10 protein-coding genes are annotated in these 11,972 nt (G+C 35.1%); 7 read left to right on the top strand and 3 right to left on the bottom strand.

From position 1 onward, the window contains the following. The first annotated feature begins 58 nt into the window (after positions 1 to 58). Positions 59 to 706 (top strand): nitroreductase family protein, encoded by a 648-nt coding sequence (locus U8526_RS04205; RefSeq protein WP_334340715.1) that lies wholly within the window; start codon positions 59 to 61, stop codon positions 704 to 706. Between the two features lie 58 nt (positions 707 to 764). On the opposite strand, the gene U8526_RS04210 is transcribed toward U8526_RS04205, so the two are convergent. Further along, positions 765 to 2,186 (bottom strand): amino acid permease, encoded by a 1,422-nt coding sequence (locus U8526_RS04210; protein WP_334340716.1) that lies wholly within the window; start codon positions 2,184 to 2,186, stop codon positions 765 to 767. A gap of 372 nt (positions 2,187 to 2,558) precedes the next feature. Between U8526_RS04210 and U8526_RS04215 the strand changes: the two genes are divergently transcribed. Continuing rightward, positions 2,559 to 3,452, top strand: coding sequence for a helix-turn-helix domain-containing protein (locus U8526_RS04215; protein WP_334340717.1), 894 nt, complete (start codon positions 2,559 to 2,561; stop codon positions 3,450 to 3,452). Between the two features lie 83 nt (positions 3,453 to 3,535). On the opposite strand, the gene U8526_RS04220 is transcribed toward U8526_RS04215, so the two are convergent. Then, on the bottom strand, positions 3,536 to 3,937 hold the full coding sequence (locus U8526_RS04220) for a hypothetical protein (protein WP_334340718.1): 402 nt from the start codon (positions 3,935 to 3,937) through the stop codon (positions 3,536 to 3,538). 119 nt (positions 3,938 to 4,056) lie between these two features. Continuing rightward, complete coding sequence (locus tag U8526_RS04225; RefSeq protein ID WP_334340719.1) at positions 4,057 to 7,524, bottom strand: Cna B-type domain-containing protein; 3,468 nt, start codon at positions 7,522 to 7,524, stop codon at positions 4,057 to 4,059. A gap of 399 nt (positions 7,525 to 7,923) precedes the next feature. Here U8526_RS04225 and ulaG point away from each other — a divergent pair, with 399 nt between their 5' ends. From ulaG to U8526_RS04250, 5 genes are read left to right on the top strand one after another with little or no spacing between them, the layout of a single operon-like run. After that, positions 7,924 to 8,997, top strand: a complete 1,074-nt coding sequence (gene ulaG / locus U8526_RS04230) for an L-ascorbate 6-phosphate lactonase (RefSeq protein ID WP_334340720.1) — start codon at positions 7,924 to 7,926, stop codon at positions 8,995 to 8,997. A 26-nt stretch (positions 8,998 to 9,023) separates the two neighbouring features. Beyond that, positions 9,024 to 9,461 (top strand): PTS sugar transporter subunit IIA, encoded by a 438-nt coding sequence (locus tag U8526_RS04235; protein ID WP_334340721.1) that lies wholly within the window; start codon positions 9,024 to 9,026, stop codon positions 9,459 to 9,461. 30 nt (positions 9,462 to 9,491) lie between these two features. Further along, positions 9,492 to 11,000 carry a PTS ascorbate transporter subunit IIC gene (locus U8526_RS04240; RefSeq protein WP_334340722.1) on the top strand — a complete coding sequence of 503 codons (1,509 nt, stop codon included), beginning with the start codon at positions 9,492 to 9,494 and terminating at the stop codon, positions 10,998 to 11,000. A 24-nt stretch (positions 11,001 to 11,024) separates the two neighbouring features. Further along, positions 11,025 to 11,318, top strand: coding sequence for a PTS sugar transporter subunit IIB (locus U8526_RS04245; RefSeq protein ID WP_334340723.1), 294 nt, complete (start codon positions 11,025 to 11,027; stop codon positions 11,316 to 11,318). An 8-nt stretch (positions 11,319 to 11,326) separates the two neighbouring features. Then, positions 11,327 to 11,965 carry a 3-keto-L-gulonate-6-phosphate decarboxylase UlaD gene (locus tag U8526_RS04250; protein ID WP_334341135.1) on the top strand — a complete coding sequence of 213 codons (639 nt, stop codon included), beginning with the start codon at positions 11,327 to 11,329 and terminating at the stop codon, positions 11,963 to 11,965. The last annotated feature ends 7 nt before the right edge of the window (positions 11,966 to 11,972 follow it).

Consider the following 11,972-nt stretch of genomic DNA (forward strand, 5'->3'; position numbering starts at 1 on the left):
ACAAAGGTCAACTACGGCGGTAGAATTAAGTATGACAAAGATTTGGAGATGAAGTTTAATGGATGAAACAAAGAATTTAGTTAACAATAATTTTAAAGATATTATGTTCGATCGTCATTCATATAGAAAGTTCCAAAGTGATGTAAAGATTCCTCGTGAGGAAATCTCTGAAATGCTTGAGGAGACTATCACTGCTCCTTCTGCATGTAACCTACAATCATGGCACTTTGTTGTCTGTGATAATGAAGAAGGTAAGAAGAAAGCTCATTCAGTTATGATGCCTTTCAACTACCCACAGGTTGACAGTTGTTCAGCGGTTATTTTTGTTTTGGGTGACACTCAATCTCATTACAAGTATCGTGATGTTTGGAACAAGGCTTGTGAGAATGGACAAATTAGTCCTGAAGAACGTGATAAAGTTTTCAAGACTTTCTTGCCTTTGTATGAACATGCTGACAGAAGTTTCCTTGAAAAGGATGCAACAATTGATGGTAGTATGGCTGCTATGCAATTGTTACTAGTTGCCCGTGCTCATGGATATGAAGCTAATCCAATGTCAGGTTATGATTTTGGTAAAATTGCTTCAACCTTTGGCTTGGACAGTGAGAGATATATTCCAGTTACAGCTGTTGCTATTGGTAAACCAGAAGGTGACTATACTAAGTCAGTTCGTTACGACGTTAAAGAAGTTACCGATTTTATGTAGACACTAAAAAAGCTTAATGCACTACTATTTGATAGTAGTTGCATTAAGCTTTTTTTGATTAATCTTCATTTTCTTCAAAATCAGAAACTGGTGCTGCTTCTGCATCTTTAGCAGGAACTTTGCCACGTTCTTTAACGAAGTAAACAATCGACATTACGACTAAGAAAATAACTCCGACAAGTAGAGAAACGGTTGTTTCTGGGTTTAAGAACATGAACACTAGAATAACTAGTAAAGAGGCAATTGCTAAGTAGTTACTGATAGGGTAGAAAGGCATTTTGAAAGGATGATCTTTCATTTTATCTTTATTGATTTTTCTGAATCTTAATTCACTGAAGAGGATAACGAACCAAGGAACCATACCAGGTAGAACACTAGAACTATAAACGATAACGAAAATGTTACCGGAAGTGTGTAATAATACTGGCAATGTATAATTCAAAATCAGTCCGATTAGAATACCGATGGAAATGGCTAGGACTGGGATATATGGAACGTTATGACGAGATAGTTTAACAAAAGACTTAGGTAAGTGTTTTTCAATTCCCAATGTATAAAGCATTCGGCTAGAACTGAAAATACCTGAGTTACAACCAGACATTGCAGCTGTCAACATAACGAAGTTGATGATTTCAGCGGCAAATGTGATACCAACTTTTGAAAATGTTTCAACGAAAGGTGATCCGATAGTACCTAATTTATCCCAAGGGTAGATAGCAACGATAACAAAAATTGCTCCGATGTAGAAAATTAAGATACGGCCGACGATAGAACGAATAGCTTTGACAATATTTTCTTGGGGATTTTCAGCTTCACCAGCTGTAATACCAATAACTTCAATTCCTTGATAGGAAGCAACAACAATTGATAGTGCAAATATGAATCCTTTCAGACCACCAGTGAAAAATCCACCGTGTGTCCAAAGGTTACTGATACCAACAGGATGACCGTTATTACCAACTCCGAAGACGATAACGAAGAATCCTAAGATGATCATCATAATGATTGTTAAGACTTTGATTAAAGCAAACCAGAATTCCAACTCACCATATGCTTTGACAGATGTAAGGTTAGCCAGGCATAATGTAACAACAACTACCACACCAGCTATCCATTTTGGCATAGTTGGGAACCAAAATTCTAGATAGGTTCCGACCGCAATAACTTCACTAATTCCTACTACTAAGTATTGGAAGACATTGCTCCAAGCAGTTAAGTATCCAACAACGGGATGTAAGTATTCAGTTGCGTATTTGGCAAACGAACCAGTTGAAGGATCAACATACAACATTTCTCCAAGAGCTCGCATGACCATATAAAGAATGACACCGGCTAGTCCATAAGCTAATAGGACAGAGGGACCGGTCCATTTGATGGTTGAAGCGGATCCCATAAATAATCCAACTCCAATTGTTCCACCTAAGGCGATCATTTGCATTTGTCTAGACGAGAGACTACGGCTCAAATTTTTCTTTGCCATATTAACTTCACTTCTTCTTTCCATTCAATGTGTTCACAATTCATGAACAACTGTTTTTTTAACATGGACTATATGATACCGCAGTTTAATGAAATTGTCATTTATTTTTTCAGATAGATACTAATTGGTCATATATGGACAATTAAAGCAAAATATGAATTGTGTTATTCATAATTTACGATAAAAATTGATTAAATATGATTCAATATAAATATAATGATATGTATTTACAATTTAAGATATAAATTAGATAATGATAGTGTATAAGTAAAGGAATTTTTTAAATCTGATGATGTGCGGAATATAGGGTAGCTAAAGACCTTGATATCCCGCACAAAATATTTATAGATTTAAAAATAATAGGATGAGATTATGGATATTAATATATTTATTGAACGAAGAAAATCTCTGAAAATATCCCAAGTGAAACTGTGTAAAGGTATTTGTACACAATCAACTCTTAGTAAATTTGAAAATAATGGTCGAATACCTTCCTTGGCCATTTTAAGTAAGTTATGTGAGAGGTTGGGACTTTCTGTAGATGATCTATACAGGAATTCAATAGCTTCAACAACCCATATGAAATCAGTTTTAGACAGAACAGAAAGCGAACTGATGATGGAAAGCTATTCGAATGTTTCAAAAAGTTTGTCAGAGATTGACGCAGATGAAATTCATAATAATTCGCTGAAAATGCAATATTATTATCAATGGGGACTTTTCAATGCGTTAAAGAATGACAAAATAGAAGATTCTTTTTATAGTTTTGCACGTATTTTAGAAGATTTGGATGAGAAACATCAAACCATCTATACTTATTTAGCTTACGTTGGCCTAGGTTTGTACTATTCAAAAATGGATTTAATGAAAGAAGCCGACTTCTTCTTTGAAAAGGTCTGGGATTATATTAATATACACAAAGATGAGACTTTTCAAAAAGGTAGCGTCAACGTTTACTTAAGAATCTTGACAATTGTTTTTTATACAGCCGAATTCTATATAAAAACTGAAGACTATGTAAAAAGTAATGAACTGGTATTTAGAGGAATAAAGTTATGTTCTGAGCAGCACATCACTTATTACTTGCCAAGATTAAAATTCCTATCAGCCAAGATAGCTATTAATGAAAATAAACCGCATAAAGAGATTGAAGATTTGTTGAGTGAATCTTTGGCTTTCGCGAAAATTAATCATAATGTGGCTATTGAATCTAGGATAAAAACTTTGCGTGAGAAGTATGATAAAAATTCTAGCCTCGAAAAATAGTATTACTCATACTAGAAATAGAAAAATTTAATAAAAAACACTCCATCATGACTTATGAATTACATGATGGAGTGTTTTTTTATTTACCAAGATTTCATTTCAATAACTTTTTTGGCATATGTAGATTTTATGGAATTAAGCCCTGTCATAAAGGCATTTTTGGTAGACGTTGGCGAATCAGACTTATCTAATTCAACTGAAATTTTACTTTCAGTATGGGGATCTATTAATGTGGCAACAATAAAATCATCTGGATTGTGTTGTTGCCGAATGAAGGTCACCTCTGAATTCTTAAACTCGTCTTTGTTTAGTATTTCTACTAAGTATTTTTCCTTCAAGACGGAATATAACTCGCTAGTGTTTATATTCGAATCCAGAACCGCATTAGTGCGATTAGTGGATTTGTTGATACCTACACTTTCAAAATTATTTACAAAATAATCAAAATAGTCAGTTGCAGTTAGTTCTGAGATAGCATTAGCCACAATAATCAACTCCTTAATTAATTTGAACAATTAAGATAAGTATAACGTAGTTATAAGTATTTCTCTGCTTTAGCGGGTCGATAAGAATAAAAGTAGAATTTAGCTATCGCTATTTATTTTTAAACTGTCTTTTTGAATAATTTATAAAGTACTAAAGAAATAAGAACAAGTAGACCGACTAAACTAAGTATCCAAGTTGCTTGATTACCAGTTTGTGGTAGTGATTCTTTAGAAGATTCATTTTTTGTAGTATCAGGATCACTAGTTTTTGCTGGTGTTGTAGGATTATTTGGCAATAGGGATGTGGAATCAGTAGTGGTAGATTCGTTATTATTGCCTTCTGATGGAATTAAATTAGTATCCGTAGAAGAGTCAGGGGTACTTGGTTGAACCGGTATAACAGGAATTATAGGTTGAGTAGGCTCTGTTGGCGTAGTTGGTGTTGTGGGTTTATCAGGATTTATCGGAGTGTTGACTAAATGAGTATTAATAATAGAAACATTTCCATCTTCAACTTGTTTGATTTCCGTTGTATAACCGGGAACAGGAACTTCTTTAATAGAGTATTTAGTGTTTTTATCGAGGTTGTTCCATGTATAAGACCAGTGGTTGTCGTTATTTAGAATAATAGGATCACCGAAGACCTTGTCATTGGCCAATAATTGAACTTTAACTTGGCTAGGACGAAGATTGTCCTGATTGTTTTTATCGTTCCAAGTTTTTGTAACGGTCAATTTATCCTTATTATCTACCGGTGGAGTAATTGGAATCAAAGTATTAGTAATCGTTGCACCATCGTTAGTTTTATCGATATTAGTTGTGTAACCATTAACTTTGATCTCTTTTACAGAATATTGAATATCTTTGTTGTCACTTTGCTTCTTAAGATTTGACCAGGTATAGGTCCAACCGTTTTTGGCATTTAAAGTGATAGGAGTACCACTGTCCTGACCATTAGCAGTTAATTGCACTTTGATTTCAGTTGGACGAGTTTTATCAGCATTATTATAGTCAGACCACTTCTTTGTAACGGTGAAAGTACGCTTGTTGTCAGAAGGAGTAACGGTCTTTGGAGTATGTTTATTGATGATAGTTATATGATTAGAATCGATTGAATTGTAAGTGGCGTTATAACCATCTACGGATACTTCTTGAACAGTATAGGTGATGTCTTTATCGTTCACTCTTTTATCCAAATTGGTAAAGCTTTGTGACCAATTATTTGTTACGTCAAGAATGACAGTTTTGCCCGTATTCTTACCATTTGCAAGAAGTTCTACAGTAACACTAGTAGGACGGATTTGATCTTTATCGTTATCATCGTTCCAACTCTTTGTAACGGTTAAATTAGTCTTTTCAGTGGTTTGTTTAGGCGTATTCGTAATCGTAAAACCACCGTTAGTTGGCGTGATAGCTGATTCATATCCTTGCGGTGTATCCTCTTTAACAGAATAGTTGATACTCTTGTCTAAATCAGTGAAACTGTCACTCCATTTATTGCTATCACTCAATGTAACGGTCTTACCAGTATCTTTATCGTTAGCTAATAAGTGGACGGTAATAGGATTATGTGTTGACTTGTTGTCTTGCCATACTTTCTTGACGCTTAGACTGGTTGTTTCAGGTGTCTTTGATTCGTAAGTGTTCGTAATCGTTTCTTCAGTGTCATTGGAATTGATAGCAGTTTTTTGCGAGTAATCGGATGGAACCGCCACTTCCTCAGCGGAATAAGTGATTTTCTTGCCATTGTCGTCGTATTTAGGTAGCTTAGTTTCATTCGTGGAACCACCACCGAATTTATGTGACCAGTTATTGCTTTCATTCAATTCGACAGGATTTCCAACTGCTTTTTTAGTTTTATCAGTGTCAGTTTTTGAATAAAGCTGAACTTCTATTTTAGTTGGTCGTTTGGAAGCATCAGTATCGATCCACTTCTTGTTGACAGTAAAGGTCGTGGCTAAGGTATTAGTAACTACTTTATTATTTGAATCGCCATTTGGGTAGCTATCTGTGGAGATGTAGTCGGCGGGGGTGTCTAATTCGGAAACGTACCAAGTGATATCAGGGTCTAGTCCTGTATAAGTGTATGTCCAGTTATTTTTGGCAGATAGCTCTGCTTGATTGTTATAGTTTTTTGGGCCATAACCGTGTTCATCATATAAACCGATCTTAATTGGAGCGTGATCATTCTGATCCTTACCATCATTCCATTTTTTGGTAACAGTGAACTTGGTCATGGAGGACTTCGGAACATTAATTAAATCGTTACCACTGGTTGAACCGATAAACCCATCAACGGGATTTTCAGTTACGGTATATTTATACAAATTACCTTTATCATCATATTTTGGCAGATTATTGAAAACATATGACCAACCGGAAGCAGCGGTTACTATTTGACTTGGCTGGTTGGCTAAAGAGTGTCCGTTTTGTAATAAATTAACGGTAATACTTGTGGGAATTTTTTGATCAGTTGGAACATTTTTCCAAATCTTATGCCCCATTAGAGAAGTGATCTGTTCGCCAGAACTGGCGTCGCTTCCTAAAGTTGTTGAAGAAATATTAACAGGAACGTTTACTACTTCATCTTTATTAGAGAGTAAGTCACCGGTATTTCCGTAAGAACTAGAAATATTATCGTAGTTGGTGATCTTAGTGTAATAAGTAATGATAACAGGTTGATCGATATCACCTAAATTAACGGTAAAGCCATCCTTAGTTGGTTCTGCCGTGGCTTTAGCAAATTTATTATTAGAATCATTAGTGATGGTGCCGGTGGTGTGATCAGCCGTAGCCGAATTAACTGTTACCGGATGTTCGTCATCAATTAATAAAGCCTGATTTTTACCTAATGTATCTTTATAAACGGCGTCTTTTATTGCTACACCGGCATAGTTGATACGGACCGTCCATTGAATCGTATCGTGGATATAACTACCATATTTGAATAATTTTTCCTTAGTATCAGGTACTTGAGGATTCGAGACTGTCGCTGAACCTGTAGAACCAGGATCGTCGACAGTGGTACCATTCAAATTCCAATCTATTGGAACCTTTTGATTAACAGTTACGACGCCTAAATCCCAATGAGTCATAGCGTTGAAAGAACCAACCACAGACGAAGTTTTGGATTCATTGGCGGCATATTGATTAAATGTTACAGTGATTGTTCTAGTACTTTTTATCAAAGTAGCCGTACCGATCTCCCTGCCACCAGGAATTTCAGTAACTGGTTGAGGCGTAAGAATATCATTAGCAACTGTTAGTACTTTTGGAACGGTGACTGTCATAGTATCGCCGTTATGAATTATATGATTGTTAGTTGAAAATTCCCAATAAGCTTTGATCGTGTCATATTGACCAAAAGAAGCCTGAGGATTTCCATTTTCATCTTGTAATTGAGTCTTAGTTATCAACTGACTACCCCAATTAGTTTTGTCAGATTGATTTGAAGCAGTGGTAGCAGTGGTTTCAGGAGAAGAAGTTCCAGAAAGACTGTCGGCATTAACAATATTAGTTGTACTGGTCATGAAAATAGATAAAACGATGACTAATAGACTAAATATGTTTTTTCCCTTTTTAAACATATTCAATTCACCCTCAAAGAATAATTTATATAATTATAATACTACTTTTATTAGAAATATTATTGTATATAAAGAAGAGACCTAACAAAAAAAATATATTTTTGTATAGGCAAATTTAATATGAAAAATTCTCTGAAGCATTAAAGTGATTCAGAAAAGAGATAAACGGTAAGATATCGTTTATCTCTTTTTTTATGAATTTTATTCCATTCCATAATCATATAATCACTACATATGAATACGTTTATGAGCAAAATAATGAGTGCTATTCATAAAAAGAACATAAAAATCATAAAAGTATACATAATGTGCATAAAACGTCATTGAAAGCGCAATCATATGAACCTATCATAAAAAGCGTAAAGAAATATTATTAAATTTATTGGAGGCAACAATATAATGGCTAAGGCAACAAATATTAATGAAGTATCAAAAGAAAGTTGGATTCTAAATACATTCCCAGAATGGGGAACATGGTTGAATGAAGAAATTGAAAATAAGAAAGTTAAACCTAATACATTTTCAATGTGGTGGTTAGGTTGTACAGGAATTTGGTTGAAGACAGCTGAAGATACCAATATTTTAGTTGATATGTGGTGTGGGACTGGTAAACAAACTCATGGTAACGGCATGATGCGTAAGGGTCATCAAATGCAAAGAATGAGTGGAGTTCAAAAGATGCAACCTAATTTGAGAAACCAACCATTCGTTATTGATCCTTTTGAAATTAAAAATGTTGATGCACTATTTGTAAGTCATATTCACTCAGATCACTTGGATATTAATACTGCCGCTGCGGTTAATAAGAACTGTCCAGATGCTAAATTCTACGGACCAGAACAAGTAGTTAAGATTTGGCAAGGTTGGGGTGTTCCAGCTGAGAAAACTGTTGTTGTAAAACCAGGAGACTCCGTAAAGATTGGTAAGACAACTGTTAAGGTTCTTGAAGGATTTGATAGAACAGCTCTAGTAACAGAAGATGATCCTAACGTAACTCTTAAAGGTAAGATGCCTCAAGATATGAATAAGATTGCTGTAAATTACCTATTTGAAACAACAGGTGGAAATCTTTATCATGCAGCTGACTCACATTATTCAAATATGTTTGCTAAGCATGGTAATGAAAATGAAATTGATGTTGCCCTTGGTGCATATGGTGAAAACCCAAGAGGTATCACAGATAAATTAACATCTTCAGATATTCTCAGAATGGCAGAATCATTGAAGACTAAAGTTATTATTCCTGTCCATTATGATATTTGGACAAACTTTATGACAGATCCTAAGGAAATTGAAAATCTTTGGAAGTTCAGAAAAGATCGTTTGCAATACAAGTTCAAACCATTTATCTGGCAAGTAGGTGGAGAATTCACATATCCAGATGACAAAGACAGAATGGAATACAACTATGATCGTGGCTTCTCAGATGCATTTGCAATTGATAATGACACACCATTCCCTTCATTCCTATAAAACAAAGAAACGCGGTGTAAATAAATATGATGTTAAACGATATGTTAGATAAAGATTTAGTTGAAATTACTGATGAAGAACCAAAAGACTGGAGAGAGGCATTAAAGATAGCTGCTAGAAAACTGGTTGAACACGGATATATTAAAGAGGCTTATATCGATGAAATTATTAAGAATGTTGAAGATAACGGTCCATATATCGTCATCGTTCCCGGAGTTGCTATGCCACATGCTAATGCTAAAAGTGACAACGTACTAGGAACAGCAATTGGATTTACCAAGTTTAATAAATCAGTCAATTTTGGTCCTGATTCAAATGCCAAATTGTTCTTTACTCTAGCAGCACAAGATCCAGATGAACATTTGAAAAATATCGGAGAATTGTCTGACATGTTAATGACAGATGGTCTTATAGATAGATTATTGAATGTTGAGAGCATTGATGATTTGAAAGAATTAGTTTGATCTGACAAATAAGGGCAGGTGAGTATAAAGATGGATACCTTTGTAAGTGTTCTTCTGAAGATTTGGGATTACTTTGCTACAAATATTTTGACCCAACCAGCATACATGATTGGTTTTATCGTTCTATTAGGTTATATCTTGGAAAAGAAACCAATTTATGAATCAATTGCTGGTTTTATGAAAGCTGTAATTGGCTACATGATCTTGATGGTGGGTTCTGGGGGATTAGTTAATAGTTTTAGACCAATCCTTACAGGATTAAAAACAAGATTTCATTTAACTGCGACAGTTATTGACCCATATTTTGGACAAAATGCTGTTACAGATGGTGTTGTAAAGACTTTCGGGAGAACCTTTGGGGATGTAATGTTACTTCTACTGTTTGCCTTTGTCTTTAACATCATATTAGTAAGATTTCAGAAATTCACAAAATTACGTTCTGTATTTACTACTGGTAACGTACAAGTACAACAAGCGGCTACAGCCTTTTGGCTACTACTATTCTGTTTCCCTCAAATGGGCAGAATGGAAGTTTTACTAGTAATGGGAGTTATCCTAGGTTTGTATTGGGCCGTTGGTTCAAATATGACAATCAGATATACTCAGGATTTAACTGATGGTGGTGGCTTTGCCGTTGCCCACCAACAAATGTTTGGTATTGCATTAGTTTCTTGGTTAGCAGATAAGATAAAGAAACATGATGAAAAAACTCATAAAGAGCCTAAGAGACTTGAAGATATTGAATTACCAGGCTTTTTGAAGATATTTAATGAGAATATGGTTGCTACCGGTATTCTGATGCTATTCTTCTTCGGAATTATTATGTTGGTCTTAGGACGTCCATATTTCAATGAACTTTATATAACCAGTAAAGGTGTTTCAGGACTAGCACCTAATGGTAGTTTCTTATTCTATATTTTGACAACATCCTTAGGATTTGCTGTTAACTTAGCAATCTTGCAATTAGGTGTTCGTACCTTCGTTGGAGAACTAACAGAAAGTTTCAGTGGTATTTCAGATAAACTATTACCTGGTTCAGTACCTGGTATTGATGTTGCTGCTACGTTTGCCTTTGGTGAACCTAATGCTGTAACAATTGGATTCTTGTTTGGTGCTTTAGGACAATTCTTAATGATTGGTGCTTTGATTGTATTCCATTCACCAACAATCATTATCGCTGGATTTATTCCATTGTTCTTTGATAATGCAGCCTTTGGTGTATATGCCAATAAACGTGCTGGAGCCGTTGCTGCTATGCTTCTACCATTTATCAGTGGTATGGTTCAAGTTCTTGGTGCCGCAATTATTGCTAGCTGGGTTGGCTTGGCTAAATTTGGTGGTTACCTTGGCATGTTCGATTGGGACACATTATGGCCAATATTCACAGCAATCATGAAGTACTTAGGTATAGCAGGTATTGTAGTAGTTATTGTTATTTTGGTTGTTATCCCACAACTCGAATATAGAAAAGATCCTAAGAATTATTTCTTAATGGTTACTGATTACGACAAATATAAAGAAAACGTTAGCAAAAAATAATTTATAATAACATGGAGGCTTACTATGAAAGTTTTAGTATCTTGCGCAAATGGATCAGGAACAAGTTTGATGATGATGAGAAGTGTAAAGAAGGCTTTTGAAAGATTAAATATCCCTATTACTAATATTGAACATACAAGCATTGCTGAAGGAACAAGTACAGCTAAACAGTATGATGTTGTATTTACTCCAATGAACTTCGTAAATATGTTTGATGATGCAAAAGCAAAAGGCGTTGTAGTTGTTGGCGTAAAAAATGTTTTGAGTGATAAAGAAATTGAGCAAAGAGTTAGAGAAGAAACTGAGTTTGCTAAATAGGGAGAAAAATCATGAAACCAAATTTACAAGTAGCTTTGGATAATAATACTTTAGAGAGTGCTTTGGCCGATGTTAGAGAAGTTGGTAATATTGTCGATATTGTTGAAGCAGGAACAATCTTGATTCTTCAAGAAGGGACTATTGCAGTTAAATCATTAAAAGCTCTATTCCCTAATAAGACAGTTATCGCTGATACAAAGTGTGCTGATGCCGGTGGAACAGTTGCTAAGAATATGGCCGATGCTGGAGCCGATTGGATGACTTGCATCTGTTCCGCAACGATTCCAACTATGGAAGCAGCTAATAAAGAGATTGGCGAAATTCAAGTTGAGCTCTACGGCAACTGGACTAAAGAAGATGCTCAAAAATGGTTAGATGCTGGAATTTCACAAGCAATCTATCATCAAAGCAGGGATGCACTACTTTCAGGTGAAACTTGGGGCGAAAAGGATTTAAATAAAGTTAAAATGCTTGTTGATATGGGCTTTAGAGTTTCAGTGACTGGTGGATTAAACGTTGATACGCTTAAATTGTTTAAAGGGGTAGACGTATATACGTTCATTGCTGGTAGAGCAATAACCAAAGCAGCCGACCCAGCAAAGGCAGCAACTGATCTCCAAAACGAAATCAAACGCATTTGGGACTAATAAAAAA

It is taken from the genome of Companilactobacillus sp. HBUAS56275 (genome assembly GCF_036913655.1).
Classification (GTDB): domain Bacteria; phylum Bacillota; class Bacilli; order Lactobacillales; family Lactobacillaceae; genus Companilactobacillus; species Companilactobacillus pullicola.

Excerpts from the sequence above, each read along its gene's own strand:
- U8526_RS04205 (WP_334340715.1), top strand. The coding sequence starts at position 59 with ATGGATGAAACAAAGAATTTAGTTAACAATAATTTTAAAGATATTATG.
- U8526_RS04210 (WP_334340716.1), bottom strand. The coding sequence starts at position 2,186 with ATGGCAAAGAAAAATTTGAGCCGTAGTCTCTCGTCTAGACAAATGCAA.
- U8526_RS04215 (WP_334340717.1), top strand. The coding sequence starts at position 2,559 with ATGGATATTAATATATTTATTGAACGAAGAAAATCTCTGAAAATATCC.
- U8526_RS04225 (WP_334340719.1), bottom strand. The coding sequence starts at position 7,524 with ATGTTTAAAAAGGGAAAAAACATATTTAGTCTATTAGTCATCGTTTTA.
- ulaG (WP_334340720.1), top strand. The coding sequence starts at position 7,924 with ATGGCTAAGGCAACAAATATTAATGAAGTATCAAAAGAAAGTTGGATT.
- U8526_RS04235 (WP_334340721.1), top strand. The coding sequence starts at position 9,024 with ATGATGTTAAACGATATGTTAGATAAAGATTTAGTTGAAATTACTGAT.
- U8526_RS04240 (WP_334340722.1), top strand. The coding sequence starts at position 9,492 with ATGGATACCTTTGTAAGTGTTCTTCTGAAGATTTGGGATTACTTTGCT.
- U8526_RS04245 (WP_334340723.1), top strand. The coding sequence starts at position 11,025 with ATGAAAGTTTTAGTATCTTGCGCAAATGGATCAGGAACAAGTTTGATG.